This window comes from Pseudomonas sp. UFMG81 (genome assembly GCF_015354575.1).
Taxonomy (GTDB): Bacteria; Pseudomonadota; Gammaproteobacteria; order Pseudomonadales; family Pseudomonadaceae; genus Aquipseudomonas.
This window is the reverse complement of record NZ_JACAFQ010000007.1, coordinates 116,047-130,822: the sequence shown is the minus strand read 5'-3', so window position 1 is coordinate 130,822 and position 14,776 is coordinate 116,047. Positions and strand designations below refer to the sequence as shown.

The 14,776-nt window shown below is 63.7% G+C and carries 12 protein-coding genes; 9 read left to right on the top strand and 3 right to left on the bottom strand.

From position 1 onward, the window contains the following. Positions 1 to 25 precede the first annotated feature (25 nt). Positions 26 to 967 (bottom strand): AEC family transporter, encoded by a 942-nt coding sequence (locus tag IX761_RS07710; protein ID WP_194789015.1) that lies wholly within the window; start codon positions 965 to 967, stop codon positions 26 to 28. Positions 968 to 1,156: 189 nt separating this feature from the next. On the opposite strand from IX761_RS07710, the gene IX761_RS07705 reads away from it, so the two are divergent. Together IX761_RS07705 and IX761_RS07700 are read left to right on the top strand one after the other, a co-directional pair. Then, the gene (locus IX761_RS07705) at positions 1,157 to 2,791 is read left to right on the top strand and encodes a phospholipase (RefSeq protein ID WP_194789014.1); all 1,635 of its coding nucleotides are present in this window, start codon (positions 1,157 to 1,159) and stop codon (positions 2,789 to 2,791) included. 14 nt (positions 2,792 to 2,805) lie between these two features. Further along, positions 2,806 to 2,997 carry a hypothetical protein gene (locus tag IX761_RS07700; RefSeq protein WP_194789013.1) on the top strand — a complete coding sequence of 64 codons (192 nt, stop codon included), beginning with the start codon at positions 2,806 to 2,808 and terminating at the stop codon, positions 2,995 to 2,997. A gap of 59 nt (positions 2,998 to 3,056) precedes the next feature. On the opposite strand, the gene IX761_RS07695 is transcribed toward IX761_RS07700, so the two are convergent. Together IX761_RS07695 and IX761_RS07690 are read right to left on the bottom strand one after the other, a co-directional pair. Then, positions 3,057 to 3,617 carry a response regulator transcription factor gene (locus IX761_RS07695; RefSeq protein WP_194789012.1) on the bottom strand — a complete coding sequence of 187 codons (561 nt, stop codon included), beginning with the start codon at positions 3,615 to 3,617 and terminating at the stop codon, positions 3,057 to 3,059. Beyond that, positions 3,614 to 4,873, bottom strand: a complete 1,260-nt coding sequence (locus IX761_RS07690; RefSeq protein WP_194789011.1) for an ATP-binding protein — start codon at positions 4,871 to 4,873, stop codon at positions 3,614 to 3,616. Before IX761_RS07690 ends, IX761_RS07695 begins: the two co-directional genes overlap by 4 nt. Positions 4,874 to 5,073: 200 nt before the next feature. On the opposite strand from IX761_RS07690, the gene IX761_RS07685 reads away from it, so the two are divergent. The 7 genes from IX761_RS07685 to IX761_RS07655 all read left to right on the top strand — a co-directional run bounded on the left by IX761_RS07685 (position 5,074) and on the right by IX761_RS07655 (position 14,771). Then, positions 5,074 to 5,790 carry an SIMPL domain-containing protein gene (locus IX761_RS07685; protein WP_194789010.1) on the top strand — a complete coding sequence of 239 codons (717 nt, stop codon included), beginning with the start codon at positions 5,074 to 5,076 and terminating at the stop codon, positions 5,788 to 5,790. Positions 5,791 to 6,102: 312 nt separating this feature from the next. Further along, the gene (locus tag IX761_RS07680) at positions 6,103 to 7,728 is read left to right on the top strand and encodes an ABC transporter substrate-binding protein (protein WP_194789009.1); all 1,626 of its coding nucleotides are present in this window, start codon (positions 6,103 to 6,105) and stop codon (positions 7,726 to 7,728) included. A 218-nt stretch (positions 7,729 to 7,946) separates the two neighbouring features. Further along, a complete protein-coding gene (locus IX761_RS07675) occupies positions 7,947 to 9,539 on the top strand; it encodes an ABC transporter substrate-binding protein (RefSeq protein ID WP_194789008.1) in 1,593 nt (530 codons plus the stop codon). A gap of 162 nt (positions 9,540 to 9,701) precedes the next feature. Next, on the top strand, positions 9,702 to 11,081 hold the full coding sequence (locus IX761_RS07670; protein ID WP_194789007.1) for an OprD family porin: 1,380 nt from the start codon (positions 9,702 to 9,704) through the stop codon (positions 11,079 to 11,081). A gap of 72 nt (positions 11,082 to 11,153) precedes the next feature. Beyond that, entirely contained in the window at positions 11,154 to 12,749 is a 1,596-nt protein-coding gene (locus IX761_RS07665) for an ABC transporter substrate-binding protein (RefSeq protein ID WP_194789006.1), read from the top strand. A gap of 74 nt (positions 12,750 to 12,823) precedes the next feature. Beyond that, the gene (locus IX761_RS07660; RefSeq protein WP_194789005.1) at positions 12,824 to 13,834 is read left to right on the top strand and encodes an ABC transporter permease subunit; all 1,011 of its coding nucleotides are present in this window, start codon (positions 12,824 to 12,826) and stop codon (positions 13,832 to 13,834) included. A gap of 10 nt (positions 13,835 to 13,844) precedes the next feature. Continuing rightward, positions 13,845 to 14,771: an ABC transporter permease subunit gene (locus tag IX761_RS07655; RefSeq protein ID WP_194789004.1), complete on the top strand. Its 927-nt coding sequence runs from the start codon at positions 13,845 to 13,847 to the stop codon at positions 14,769 to 14,771. Positions 14,772 to 14,776: the final 5 nt, after the last annotated feature.

Below are 14,776 nucleotides of genomic sequence, written 5' to 3'. Positions count from 1 at the left end.
TGTTGGTTTTGTGTGCAATGAGGGTCTAGATCCAGCCGCCCCACTGCAAGACGAAAATGCCGATATTGGTGGTGATGGCCGCCATCAGTGTAGTGATGACGATGATCGACGCCGCCAGTTCGTGGTTGCCATTGGCCGCGCGCGCCATCACATAGCTCGCCGCCGCGGTGGGGCTGCCGATGTAGAGGAACAGGATGCCCAGCTCGGCGCCGCGAAAGCCGCACAGCCACGCACCCAGGGTGCCCAGCAGCGGCAGCCAGACCATCTTCACCAGGCTCACATCGAAGGCCAGCCGGCCACTGTCGCGCAGCGCCGCCAGCGACAAGGTGCCGCCGATGCAGATCAGCGCCAGCGGCAGAGTCATCTGCGCCAGGTAGTCGCCGGAGGTCAGCAACCAGTTGGGCAGCGGCACCTGGCCGTAGGCCATGGGCGTGGCCACCAGCACGCTGATGATCAGCGGGTTGCTGAGGATGCTCTTGCAGATGCTCCACGGGTCGGACTTGAGGTCCGGGCTGTACACCGCCAGCACCACCGCCGACAGCGAGTTGTACATGAGGATCACCAGCCCCGCCAGCACCGCGCCGAGCGAGATGCCGTAGTCGCCGTACAGGCTGGCCGCCAGGGCCAGGCCGATTACGCCGTTGTTGCCGCGGAACGCGCCTTGGGTGTAGATGCCGCGGTCCGCCTGCGGGCAGCGCCAGATCGCCAGCCCCCAGGCCAGGCCGAAGCCCACCAGGGTGGCACCGATGAAGTAGAGGATGACCCCGGGTTTGACCGCCGCGGCCAGGTCGGCGTGATAGATGCCGAGGAACAGCAGTGCCGGCATGCACACGTTGAACACCAGCGTTGAGGCGACCTTGTTGAAGTTGTCGTCGATCAAGCGGATGCGCTTGAGCAGCACGCCCATGAACAGCATGGCGAACACGGGTGCCGTGATGTTCAGTGTCTGGATAAGAAGGGCGAGCATGCAGCGCGAGTCCTGGGGGTAGCCGTCAGGGGCCCAATGATACGTCAGTGCCAGGGCCTTGCGCCCGCCGAAGGTGCCACTTGGCAGCACAAACAGCGCTTGACGTAGGAAATTTCCTGAATATGATGACGAATACTGTATATGCATACAGTTAAAAATGGATGATCCCGACTTTGCAAGGAGCAAATCATGTCAGGAATGCAAACCCCGCCTGCGGCCCCTCAGGCCCAGGCCACGCTGGTGGTCGCCGACCTCGACCAGCTGTTCGACCCGCAGGGCATTGCCCTCCCCGGCCCGGACAGCCACCTGGTGCTGGTCATGCACGGCCACCACACCCTCAAGTACCACCGCTTCGCCGTACCCGGCAGCAGCGACAAAACAGTACCTCGCGGCCCCGAGCTGTTCTTCGAAGGTGGCGAACACACCGCCATCGGTGACAACACCCTGCTGCGCTACGAGGTTGGCCAGTCGGCCATCCCCGCCCACCAGTCGCCGCTGCCGCTGCCCAACGGCCTGAGCCTCACCTACGGCCAGGTGATCGCCCTGGGTGGCGACTTCTACGGCCTGCCCGACCGCCCGATCGCCGATGGCAGCAGCGAGGGTGAGCGCGTCGAGCGCTTCGTCCAGGCCTTCGACTCGCTGGCCCGCCTGCCGGCGGCCAAAGCCGAGGCCGAGCAGATCCTTGCCGTCATGCAGGAAGAAATCGCCGCCGCCAACCGGGCCATCAAAGAGGGTCGCCAGCCTCACGAGGCCTACGACGCACTGGGCGACAGCCTGTCGGCGCGCTGGAACCGCATCACCGGCGGCGGCAGCTTCGCCTCCGACCTGTTCCCACTCGGCCGCTACCTGAAACTGGCCGCCAGCAACTGGGACCACTTCGGTCCCTGGGCACTGCTGGCCTACCAGGCCGGCCACGCCGCCGCCCTGCAGCAGGCCTTGAAAGCCCGCGCCAGTGGTGCAGAACGTGACCTGCAACTGGCCTATGCGATGAACGCCTTCGCCGACCACTTCCTCACCGACCTGTTCTCCGCCGGCCACCTGCGGGTGCCGCGCAAGGCGCTGGCCGACACCGTCACCCCAAGCGATGTCGGCTCGCTGATCTCGCGCTTCATGCATGACGAGGACAGCAAGTACGGCCTGGCCGTGCGCAATGCCGAAGGTGAACAATGGCGCGCCTATGGCGACAAGCGCTACTTCGACAGCGTCGATGTGGCCAACCGCCGCCAGGTCGGGCGTGCCGTGCAACGCTCGGCCGACGAGGTGTTCCAGGCCTTCGCCGATGGCCGCGTGCCGCCGGCCAAGGATTATGCCGCCCTGCGCCTGGCCCCTGACCTGCGTGCCGCCGAGCAGGACCTGGTGCCGGGCAACTTCGCCCCGCTGTACTTCCAGGACGGCAAGAGCGTGCTGCGCCGCAAGGACGTCAACAACCTCAACGACCGCCAGCGCATCGCCGACTGGTGGGGCTGGAGCACCTACCTGCTGCTCAAGGACTACACACCGAACAAACCCGCCGGTTTCATCGAGTCGCCCGTCGGTGCACCGACGATCATCGGCTGGCAGCGCCGTGAGCCGGACGGGCTCAACTGGCAGCGGGGCAATGCGGTGCGCTATGCCTTCAGCGTCACCGACCAGCTCGACGAGTCGTACATCGGCCCGTGGGGCAGCTATGCCGAACTGACCGATCAATTCCACCCCACCGTGCAGGTGCCGGTGGATGGCCGGCAGCGCAAACGCAACCTGTTCCGCCAGTTCCGCGGTGGTTCACCGGAACTGATCGCCAGCCTGGATGGCGTGACAAACACTTATATCGATCGCAACGCGTGACAAGGAGGTCACCGATGACTATCAGGATCAAGATGGAGCTGGCCTCTGGCCAATCGTTGGCAGGCATGCCGCTGGAGTTGCTGCGCGATGGCAAGGTCATAGGCCGGGCCAAGGTGCCGGCGGCGGGGCTGGTGGCGTTCGAGGCGCCCGCTGGCGCGGGGCAGTTGGCGGTGCGGGTTGACCGTTCGGGAGTAAAAGCCTCTTAAACGTCATCGCGGGCCAAGTCGCAGCGGCGGTTCGCCGCTGCGACTTGGCCCGCGATTTTTCAACGCCGTACCGGGCGCTTCTGCAACTTGCGCTGCAAGGTGCGCCGGTGCATGCCCAACGCCCGCGCGGTGGCGGAGATATTGCCTTCATGCTCGCCCAGCACCCGCTGGATGTGTTCCCACTGCAAGCGGTCCACCGACATCGGGTTTTCCGGCACCAGGGTGTCCAGGTCGGTGTGCTCCGACAGCAGCGCCGCCAGCACATCATCGGCGTCAGCCGGCTTGCATAGATAGTTGCAGGCACCGCGCTTGACCGCCTCGACCGCCGTGGCGATGCTCGAGTAACCGGTCAGGATCACCACGCGCATTTCCGGGTCCAGCTCCAGCAGCTTGGGCAACAGCACCAGGCCCGAGTCGCCTTCCATCTTCAAGTCCAGCGTGGCGTAGTCGGGCAGGTCCTGCTCGGCCAGCTTCAAGCCTTCTTCAGCAGAACCCGCGGTGCTCACGCGGAAACCCCGACGGGCCATGGCACGGGCCATCACCCGGGTGAAGGTGGCATCGTCGTCCACCAGCAGCAGGTGCGGCAGTTCTTCGCCTTCGACCTGGTTTTCTTCGCTCATCGTTCATCTCCTCGCTTGCCATGGGGCAGGCGCAATTCGGTCAGGGTGCCACCCTGTTCATGACTATAGAGTTTCACCGAACCGCCCGCACGGGTCACGCTGGCCTTGCTCAAGAACAGGCCCAGGCCGAAGCCTTTGCCCTTGGTGGTAATAAAAGGCTTGCCGATGGCCTCGGCGATCGCCGGGGGCATACCGGGGCCGTGGTCGCGGATACTGATGACGATGTCCTGGGCGTCCCAGTCCAGGCGCACCTCCAGGTCGTCCGGGCAGGCATCGGCGGCGTTGTTCAACAGGTTCAGAAGCGCCTGGGTCAGGTCTGGTGGCGGGATCAGCCGCGGCACAACGCCATCGCGCAGGCGCTGGAAGCGGTAGCTGGCCTCCGGGCGCATCAGGTGCCAACGGTTGAGCGCTTCATCCAGCCAGGCGGTGACGTCCTGCTCGACGATGGCCAGGCGGCGATTGGCCTCGGCAGCACGCACCAGCTGCTGCAGGGTTTCCTTGCACAGCTTGACCTGGTCCTGGAGGATCTGCAGGTCCTCCTGCAACTGTGGATCGTTATGATCCTGGCGCATCTCGTTGAGCAGCACGCTCATGGTCGCCAGCGGTGTACCCAGCTCGTGGGCGGCGCCAGCGGCCTGGGTGGCCACGGCCAGCAACTGCTCGTCGCGCAGGCTTTCTTCACGGCGCTCGGCGCGCAGGTTCTCCTGGCGGCGCAGCTCCTCGGCCATGCGCGCGGCGAAGAAGGTGATCACCGCCGCGGCCAGGGCGATGCTCAGCCACATGCCGTACACCTGCATGGTGTCGCGCGCCAGCGGCAGCGTCTCCAGCGGGTAGTACTGCACCAGCAGCAGGCTGTAGGCCACCAGGGCGATACCCGACAGCACCAGCGAATAGATCCACGGCAGCGTCACCGCGGCGATCGCCAGCGGCACCAGGTAATAAGAGACGAAGGGGTTGGTCGAGCCCCCCGAGTAATACAGCAGCGCGCTGTGGATCAGCAGGTCGCAGGCCAGCTGCAGCGCGTACTCGAGTTCGGTGACCGGCAGCGACAGGCGCAGGCGCAAGGCGGTGAAGGCGCACAGCAGCGACGACAGCACCAACGTGAGCGCCAGCGAGAACCACGGCAGCGGCAGCAGCTCGGTCCAGTAGGCCACGCCCACCGAGCCGGCCTGGGCGGCCAGAACGAGGATGCGAATGAAGGTCAGGCGCCAGAGGTTCTGGCGTGTAGCGGACAGCGGATGTGCGGCGGCGAGCATGAGCTCTCCCGATGAGTGCTCCAGGAAAATCGGCTGGAGTATACCGAAGCCAGGCGCCTCGCTGCAGCGATGCGGCAAAGCGCCACACTTTGTCACAGATTCATGATGGCATTTTTGAACCCACTACACTGACCCCGGTCTGATCGGCCATGCGTGGAACGCAGGTTCTGCCCACGCCTTTCTTTGCCAAGGAGCTATACATGCACATTTCCCGTCGCGGTGCCGCGTTCGCCCTGTCCTGCGGCATGCTTGCCAGCCTGCCCGCCATGGCCGCCGACGAGCCGCGCTACAACCAGGTGTCGCTGCGCGCAGAAGTCAGCAAGGAGGTCGCCCGCGACCTGATGGTGGTGACGCTGTACAGCGAAGCGCAGAACACCGACCCGGGCAAGCTCGCCAAGCAGATCACCGAAACCATGAACAAGGCGGTGCAGCAGGCCCGCGAAGTGAAGGACGTGAAGATCAGCCAGGGCAGCCGCAACAGCTACCCGATCTACGACACCAAGGGCCAGAAGATCACCGGCTGGCGCGAACGCGCCGAGCTGCGCCTGGAAAGCGCCGACTTCCCGGCCCTGTCCAAGCTCACCGGCGAGCTGCTGCAGGACCTGAAAATGGGCGGCATGGACTTCTCCATCGCCCCGTCCACCCGCAAGGCCAGCGAGGACGACCTGCTCAAGGATGCCGTCGCCGCGTTCAAGTCCCGCGCCCAGTTGGCCACCGAGGCACTCGGCGGCAAGGGCTATAAAGTGGTCAGCCTCAACCTCAACAGCAGCGGCTACCCTCGCCCATACCTGCGCAGCGCACCGATGGCGATGATGGCCAAGGCCGCCGACGAAGCCGCGCCGGCCCCCGACATCGAGGCCGGCACCAGCGAAGTCAGCATGAGCGCCGATGGCCTGATCGAAGTTCAGGTGCCCTGACCTCTCCAAATGAATGCCCGGGACGATCAAGACCGTCTCGGGCAGCCATTTCAGACCCTTCCTACGCACCAAACGGGTGCATCCGCTTGTCGCCTGTAGTGCGAAATATCTTGAAAAACCCGCTCTAACCCGCCGCGCAAACGATCAACATTCGCCAAAGTTATATGGATGCGACATCCATGTACGACCGTCCCACGTTTTGCTGCCAACCCTCCTGCTGAGTGTTGCATTGGGAATAGCCCCTGCATAAGTATCCGCAGGTCGGCTCACGAGGCCGCCTCAATCTAAAAAAATGACAACAATGAGGCCACCATGCTCAAACACGCAGTCATTCCGTTCCTGGTCGGTGCAGGCTTGCTAGCCGGCGCTCCGTCCGCGCTCGCCGCCTCCAACCTGGTGTTCTGCTCCGAAGGCAGCCCGGCAGGTTTCGACCCTGGCCAGTACACCACCGGAACCGACTTCGACGCCTCGGCAGAAACCATCTTCAACCGCCTCACCCAGTTCGAGCGTGGCGGCACCGCGGTGATCCCGGGCCTGGCCACCAAGTGGGAAGTCTCCGACGACGGCAAAACCTACACCTTCCACCTGCGCGAAGGCGTCAAGTTCCACACCACGGACTATTTCAAGCCCACCCGTGCGTTCAACGCCGACGACGTGCTGTTCACCTTCAACCGCATGCTCGACAAGGACCAGCCGTTCCGCAAGGCGTACCCCACCGAATTCCCGTACTTCACCGACATGGGCATGGACAAGAACATCGCCAAGGTCGAAAAGGTCGACGAGCACACCGTCAAGTTCACCCTCAACGAAGTCGATGCCGCGTTCATCCAGAACCTGGCGATGAGCTTCGCGTCCATCCAGTCCGCCGAATACGCCGACCAGTTGCTCAAGCAGGGCAAGCCCGCCGACATCAACCAGAAGCCGATCGGCACCGGCCCGTTCGTGTTCAGCAAGTACCAGAAAGACGCGCAGATCCGCTACAAGGGCAACAAGGACTACTGGAAGCCCGAGGATGTGAAGATCGACAACCTGATCTTCGCCATCAGCACCGACGCTTCGGTGCGCATGCAGAAACTCAAGAAGAACGAGTGCCAGGTCACCCTGTTCCCGCGCCCCGCCGACATCGAACCATTGAAGCAGGACAAGAAGCTGAAGATGCCCGACCAGGCCGGCTTCAACCTCGGCTACATCGCCTACAACGTGATGGACAAGGTCAAGGGCAGCAACGAGCCCAACCCGCTGTCGCAACTCAAGGTCCGCGAAGCGCTGGACATGGCGGTGAACAAGCAGCAGATCATCGATTCGGTGTACCAGGGTGCTGGCCAGCTGGCGGTCAACGCCATGCCGCCGACCCAGTGGTCTTATGACACCACCATCAAGGACGCCAAGTACGACCCCGAGAAGGCCAGGCAACTGCTCAAAGAGGCCGGCATCAAGGAAGGCACCGAGATCACCCTGTGGGCCATGCCGGTGCAGCGCCCCTACAACCCCAACGCCAAGCTGATGGCCGAAATGCTCCAGTCCGACTGGGCCAAGGTCGGCATCAAGGCCAAGATCGTCAGCTACGAATGGGGTGAGTACATCAAGCGCTCCAAAGGTGGCGAGCAAGGCGCCATGCTGATTGGCTGGAGCGGCGACAACGGTGACCCGGACAACTGGCTGGGCACGCTCTATGGCTGCGACGCCATGGACGGCAACAACTTCTCCAAGTGGTGCTACAAGCCGTATGACGACCTGATCAAGCAGGCCAAGGCCACCTCCGACCAGGCCAAGCGCACCGAGCTGTACAAGCAGGCGCAACACATCCTCAAGGAACAGGTGCCGATCACCCCGATCGCCCACTCCACCGTGTATCAGCCCATGAGCACGTCCGTGAAGGACTTCAAGATCAGCCCCTTCGGCCTGAACTCCTTCTACGGGGTCAGCGTGGACAAGTAACGCTCGTGATTGCCCCGCCGGCAGGTTTGTTGGCGGGGCGATAACACGATCGGGCAATGCGTAGGAAATTTCCCTCACGCTTGCCAGAACAGTCCCGCCCCAATCCCAGTACTTGAACCCTGGTTCCCGCACCGTGACGCCTCTATCGTCATGACCGGGATGCCACAGCCGCGCTTTTGCCTGTCGCGGCCCGAAAAAACACGGACAAAGGATCTGCCATGCGCCTCACCACGCTGTGCTCCACCCTGCTGGCCCTCGGCCTCTTGAGCCAGGCCTCGCTGAGCCAGGCCAACAACCTGGTGTTCTGCTCCGAAGGCAGCCCGGCCGGCTTCGACACCGCCCAGTACACCGCGGCCACCGACAACGACGCCGCCGAACCAATCTACAACCGCCTGGTCGAGTTCGAGCGCGGCGGCACCGCCGTGCAACCGGGTCTGGCCACTGATTGGCAAGTCTCCGAAGACGGCCTGCGCTACACCTTTCACCTGCGCAAGGGGGTGAAGTTCCACGGCAACAAGGACTTCAAGCCCACCCGTGACTTCAACGCCGACGACGTGCTGTTCACCTTCAACCGCATGCTCGACAAGGAACAACCCTTCCGCAAGGCCTACCCTACCGAATTCCCCTACTTCGTCAGCATGGGCCTGGACAAGAACATCGCCAAGGTCGAAAAAACCGCACCCATGACCGTCGTATTCACCCTCAACAAGGTCGACGCTGCGTTTATCCAGAACCTTGGCATGGCCTTCGCCTCCATACTTTCTGCCGAGTACGCCGACCAGCTACTCAAGCAGGGCAAGCCCAGCGACATCAACCAGAAACCGATCGGCACCGGCCCGTTCGTGTTCCAGCGCTATCAAAAGGACTCTCAGATCCGCTACAAGGGCAACAAGGAGTACTGGGCACCCGAGCGGGTCAAAATCGACAACCTGGTGTTCTCGATCAACGTCGACCCTTCGGTGCGCATCCAGAAACTGCGCCGCAATGAATGCCAGGTCACTCTCCACCCCCGCCCGGCCGACCTGCAGGCACTCAAACAGGACAACAAGCTGCAAGTGCTGCAGCAACCTGGTTTCAACCTCGGCTACATCGCCTACAACACCCAGCATCCGCCGTTCGACCGCCTCGAAGTACGCCAGGCCATGGACATGGCGGTGAACAAGCAGGCGATCATCCAGGCCGTCTACCAGGACTCCGGCCAGCCTGCGGTCAACGCCATGCCCCCCACCCAGTGGTCCTACGACGACTCGCTCAAGGACGCACCTTTCGACCCGGAAAAAGCCAAGGCCCTGCTCAAGCAGGCCGGGGTCAAGGAAGGCACCGAAATCACCCTCTGGGCCATGCCCGTCCAGCGCCCCTACAACCCCAACGCCAAGCTCATGGCCGAAATGCTGCAAGCTGACTGGTCCAAGCTGGGCTTCAAGGTGCGCATCGTCAGCTACGAGTGGGGTGAGTACCTCAAACGCATGAAAAGCGGTGAGCACGACATCGCCCTGATCGGTTGGACCGGCGACAACGGCGATCCCGACAACTGGCTCGGCACCCTGTTCAGCTGCGATGCCATCGGCAGCAACAACTACTCCCTGTGGTGCGACAGCCAGTACGACACCCTGGTCAAGCAAGCCAAGCAAGTCACCGACCGCGAACAACGCACCGCGCTTTATCAGCAAGCACAACAACGACTCAAGCAGCAGGTACCGATCACCCCGGTGGCCCACTCCACGGTCAACCAGCCCCTGAGCATCAGCGTCAAAGATTTCAAGGTCAGCCCCTTCGGACGCAACGTTTTCTCCGGCGTCAGCATCGATTGACCCTGCATTGCCTGGCCGGGAGTGCGACCCACTCCCGCGGCCGCGTGCAGCCCGGATTTGCCTGGCGACCCCAAGGCAAACATTGCAGTACCGCGTCACCGCTACAGGCCCGGCCCACAAGGCACGGGTGATAACTAAAAAAATAGAAAGGGAGCTTTGATTTTGAAACGCACCACCAAAACCGCACTGGCCTTGTCCATCGGTGCCTTCTGCGCCATGGCCCAGGCCGAACCGATGAGCCAGGAGTTCGTCCCCGTCACGCTCAAGGCCGACAGCGAGCAGGCCGAAGCCAAAGGCTTCATCGAAGGCCAGAGCCTGTCCGGCAGCACCCGCAACTGGTACGCCCGCGAACGCGCCACCCGCGCGCCGCTGTGGAAGTACTACAAGAGCGACGGCAGCCGCCACCCCACCCACAGCCGTGACAACTGGGTACAGGGCACCATCCTCAACTACAGCTCGGGCTTCACCGAAGGCACCGTGGGCTTCGCCGTCGAGGCCGCCGCCTACAACGCCGTGGCGCTGGAGCGCGGCCGCGCCGCCGTGGCCGGCCCCAACAACCGCACGCTGACCCACAGCGACGGCGACGTGATCGGCCAGTGGAGCAAGATGGGCCTGGGCAACGTCAAGGCACGGGTGTCCAACACCACCCTCACCGTGGGCCGCCAGTCGGTGGACACCCCGATGATCGCCTACATCGGCAACCGCGCCCTGCCCTCGAGCTTCCAGGGTGCGTTCCTGCACAGCGCCGAGTTCGACAACCTGTCGTTCGACCTGGGCACCTTCGACCGCGTCTCGCCACGTACCGAACAAAGCCTGAGCAAGTTCCGCAGCGAGTACAGCGCCACGGGTGTCGAGACCGACCGCGCCAGCACCGCCGGCATCAACTACCAGCCGTTCACGAGCCTGACCACCAGCCTCTACGCGACCAAGGTCGACGATTTCTGGAACCAGTACTACTTCGGCGCCAACCACGTGCTGGGCGACAGTTCGGTACTGAGCCTGACCACCGGCTTGAACTACTACAAGACCGTGGACGCCGGCAGCAAGAAGATGGGCGAGATCGACAACGACACCTACAGCCTGTCGTTCGGTCTCACTCACCAGGCCCACACCCTCAGCGCCTCCTGGCAGCAGGTCAACGGCAACGAGTACTTCGACTACCTGCACGAGACCAACGGCATCTACCTGGCCAACTCGCTGCTGTCGGACTTCAACGGCCCGAACGAAAAATCGCTGCAGATCAGCTACGTGCTGAACATGGCGGGGTACGGCGTACCGGGCCTCAAGTTCAACCTGTACAACGCCCGCGGCTGGGACATCGACGGCACCCACTACAAGGGCACCGCCTATGACGTCAAAGGCCTGAACGGCGAGAACCACTACGAGTGGGGCATCGGCACCAGCTATGCCGTGCAGAGCGGCCCGCTGAAGGACACCAGCATCCGCGCCACCTACACCGCCCACCGCGCCAGCAAGGCCCAGGGCGACGGCAGCCTCGATGAATTCCGTATCGTGACCACCATTCCGTTCAACATCCTCTGACCGCTGGCGCCACGGCCCGACTCCCCACGGGCCGTGGCGGCTACGCTGGAACTAGCACTGCAGGGAGGTTTCATGAAATCGTTACCGCTACGCGCTGCCCTGGCAGCGGTCATCCTGGGCGCGGCATCCACGGTGGCGGCCAAGCCGCTGGTGGTGTGCACCGAGGCCAGCCCCGAAGGCTTCGACATCGTCCAGTACACCACCGCCGTCACCGCCGATGCCACGGCCGAGGCCATCTTCAACCGCCTGGTCGACTTCAAGCCCGGCACCACCGAGATCCAGCCTGCACTGGCCACCCGCTGGGACATCAGCCCCGACGGCCTGGTCTACACCTTCCACCTGCGTGAAGGGGTGAAGTTCCACACGACCGACTACTTCACCCCCACCCGCGACTTCAACGCCGACGATGTGCTGTGGAGCCTGAACCGCCAGCTGCGGCCGGACCACCCGTGGCACGACAAGACCAGCGTCGGCTACCCGTATTTCGAAAGCATGGCCTTCAAGGACCTGCTCAAGTCGGTGGAGAAAACCGACGACCACACCGTGGTGATCACCCTGACCCGCCCAGAGGCGCCTTTCCTGCGCGACCTGGCCATGGCCTTCACCTCGATCTACTCCGCCGAGTACGGCGACCAGTTGCTCAAGGCCGGCAAGACCGGCGACCTCAACAGCAAGCCCATCGGCACCGGCCCGTTCGTGTTCCAGCGCTACAACAAGGATGCCCAGGTCCGCTACAAGCCCAACCCGGACTACTTCCGTGGCAAGCCACCGGCCGACGCGCTGATATTCGCCATCGCCACCGACAGCAACGTGCGCCTGCAAAAACTGCGCGCCAACGAATGCCAGATCGCCCTGTACCCCAAGCCTGACGACGTGCCAGGCATCAAGACCGATCCCAAGCTCAAGGTCGCCGAGATCGAGGCATTGGTCACCGGCTACATCTCGATGAACACCCAGCACAAGTACCTGAGCGATGTGCGCGTGCGCAAGGCGATCAACATGGCCTTCGACCGCCAGACCCACGTCGACCAGCTGTTCGGCAAGGGCAACGCACTGGTCGGGGTCAACCCGTACCCACCCACCATGATCGGCTACAACACCGACAACCAGAACCCGCCCCACGACCTGGACAAGGCCCGTGAACTGCTCAAGCAGGCCGGCGTACCCGAAGGCACGGTGATCACCCTGTTCACCCGCAATGGTGGCGGCCCGACCAACCCCAATCCGCGCCTGTCCGCGGAAATGCTGCAGGCCGACCTGGCCAAGGTGGGCATCAAGCTCGATATCCGCGTGATGGAATGGGCCGAGATGCTGCGCCGCGCCAAGAAGGGTGAGGCCGACCTGGTCTCGGCAGGCTGGGCCGGCGACAACGGCGACCCGGACAACTTCCTCAGCCCGATGCTCAGCTGCGATGCCGCCAAGAGCGGCGAGAACTACGCGCGCTGGTGCAACAGCAAGTTCCAGGAGCTGATCACCCGTGCCCGCGAAGTGATCGACAACGACGAACGCGCCAAGCTCTATAACCAGGCCTTGGCGGTGTACGATGAGGACCAACCGTGGATCAGCATGGCCCACCCGAAGATGTTCACCGCGATGCGCGAAAACGTCGAAGGCTATGTGATCAACCCACTGACCAACAATAACTTCGCCACCACCAAGGTGAAGTAGAACAATAACGACCGCCGGCAATCTGCAAGGTAGCCGGCGGTTCTGCCCTTAGTGGCTGATGAGGTACCCCCAACATGTTGAGTTTCATTGCCCGACGCCTGGGCCTGTTGATCCCGACCTTCTTCGGTATCACCCTGCTGACCTTCGCGCTCATACGCCTGATCCCCGGCGACCCTGTGGAAGTGATGATGGGCGAACGCAGGGTCGACCCCGAAATGCACGCCCAGGCCATGGAGCGCCTGGGCCTGAACAAACCCCTTCCGGTGCAGTACCTGGACTACATCGGCAAGCTCGCCCAGGGCGACCTCGGCGAGTCGCTGCGCACCCGTGAAAGCGTGTGGCACGAATTCACCACGCTGTTCCCCGCGACCCTCGAACTGGCCTTCGCCGCCCTGCTGTTCGCCGGCATCATCGGCCTGCTGGCCGGGGTGATCGCTGCGCTCAAGCGCGGCTCGCTGTTCGACCACGGCGTCATGGGCATCTCGCTGGCCGGCTACTCCATGCCGATCTTCTGGTGGGGCCTGATTCTCATCATGTTCTTCTCGGTAAGCCTGGGCTGGACCCCGGTTTCCGGGCGTATCGACCTGCTCTACGACATCGAGCCAACGACCGGTTTCATGCTGATCGACACCCTGCTCAGCGATGAGGAAGGCGCGTTCAAGGACGCGGTGATGCACCTCATTCTGCCCGCCATCGTGCTGGGCACCATCCCGCTGGCGGTGATCGCGCGCATGACCCGTTCGTCGATGCTTGAAGTGCTGCGCGAAGACTACATCCGCACCGCCCGCGCCAAGGGCCTGTCACCGGCCCGCGTGGTGTTCATCCACGGCCTGCGCAACGCCCTGATCCCGGTGCTGACCGTGTTCGGCCTGCAGGTCGGCACATTGCTGGCCGGTGCGGTACTCACCGAAACCATCTTCTCCTGGCCGGGCATCGGCAAATGGCTGATCGAAGCCATCGGCGCCCGTGACTACCCGGTGGTGCAGAACGGCATCCTGCTGATCGCCTGCCTGGTGATCCTGGTGAACTTCGTCGTGGACATCCTCTACGGCCTGGTCAACCCACGCATCCGTCATCAGCGCTGAGGAGTTCGCCATGACCAGCCCGATCCCGAAATCCGTCACCCCGTCCAGCGTGGTTGACCAGAGCTTGCTCTACCCCTCCCCGTACAAGGAATTCTGGCAGGCCTTCTCGCGCAACAAAGGCGCGGTGGCCGGCCTGGCCTTCATGACCCTGGTGGTGTTCTGCGCGTTGTTCGCCCCCTGGGTGGCACCACACAACCCCAGCGAGCAGTACCGCGACTTCCTGCTCACCCCGCCGGTGTGGCTCGAAGGCGGCACCTGGCAATTCATCCTCGGTACCGACGAACTGGGCCGCGACCTGCTGTCGCGACTGATCCAGGGCGCGCGCCTGTCGCTGCTGATCGGCCTGTCGTCGGTGGTGATGTCGCTGATCCCCGGCATCCTGATGGGCCTGCTGGCCGGGTTCTTCCCGCAAATCCTCGGCCCTTCGATCATGCGCCTGATGGACGTGATGCTGGCGCTGCCCTCGCTGCTGCTGGCCGTGGCCATCGTCGCCATCCTCGGCCCAGGGCTGATCAACACGGTGATCGCCATCGCCATCGTCTCGCTGCCCTCCTACGTGCGCCTGACCCGCGCTGCGGTGATGGGCGAGCTGAACCGTGACTACGTCACCGCCGCGCGCCTGGCCGGTGCCAGCCTGCCACGGCTGATGTTCGTCACCGTGCTGCCCAACTGCATGGCGCCGCTGATCGTCCAGGCCACCCTGAGCTTCTCCTCGGCGATCCTGGACGCCGCCGCCCTGGGCTTCCTTGGCCTGGGCGTGCAGCCGCCAACCCCCGAGTGGGGCACCATGCTGGCCTCGGCCCGCGACTACATCGAGCGCGCCTGGTGGGTAGTAAGCCTGCCAGGCCTGACCATTTTGCTCAGTGTGCTGGCAATCAACCTGATGGGCGACGGCCTGCGCGACGCGCTGGACCCGAAACTCAAGAACGCCGCCTGAGGAGA

Bases quoted from the DNA above. Each gene is read 5' to 3' on its own strand.
- IX761_RS07710 (WP_194789015.1), bottom strand. From the start codon at position 967: ATGCTCGCCCTTCTTATCCAGACACTGAACATCACGGCACCCGTGTTC.
- IX761_RS07705 (WP_194789014.1), top strand. From the start codon at position 1,157: ATGTCAGGAATGCAAACCCCGCCTGCGGCCCCTCAGGCCCAGGCCACG.
- IX761_RS07700 (WP_194789013.1), top strand. From the start codon at position 2,806: ATGACTATCAGGATCAAGATGGAGCTGGCCTCTGGCCAATCGTTGGCA.
- IX761_RS07695 (WP_194789012.1), bottom strand. From the start codon at position 3,617: ATGAGCGAAGAAAACCAGGTCGAAGGCGAAGAACTGCCGCACCTGCTG.
- IX761_RS07690 (WP_194789011.1), bottom strand. From the start codon at position 4,873: ATGCTCGCCGCCGCACATCCGCTGTCCGCTACACGCCAGAACCTCTGG.
- IX761_RS07685 (WP_194789010.1), top strand. From the start codon at position 5,074: ATGCACATTTCCCGTCGCGGTGCCGCGTTCGCCCTGTCCTGCGGCATG.
- IX761_RS07680 (WP_194789009.1), top strand. From the start codon at position 6,103: ATGCTCAAACACGCAGTCATTCCGTTCCTGGTCGGTGCAGGCTTGCTA.
- IX761_RS07675 (WP_194789008.1), top strand. From the start codon at position 7,947: ATGCGCCTCACCACGCTGTGCTCCACCCTGCTGGCCCTCGGCCTCTTG.
- IX761_RS07665 (WP_194789006.1), top strand. From the start codon at position 11,154: ATGAAATCGTTACCGCTACGCGCTGCCCTGGCAGCGGTCATCCTGGGC.
- IX761_RS07660 (WP_194789005.1), top strand. From the start codon at position 12,824: ATGTTGAGTTTCATTGCCCGACGCCTGGGCCTGTTGATCCCGACCTTC.
- IX761_RS07655 (WP_194789004.1), top strand. From the start codon at position 13,845: ATGACCAGCCCGATCCCGAAATCCGTCACCCCGTCCAGCGTGGTTGAC.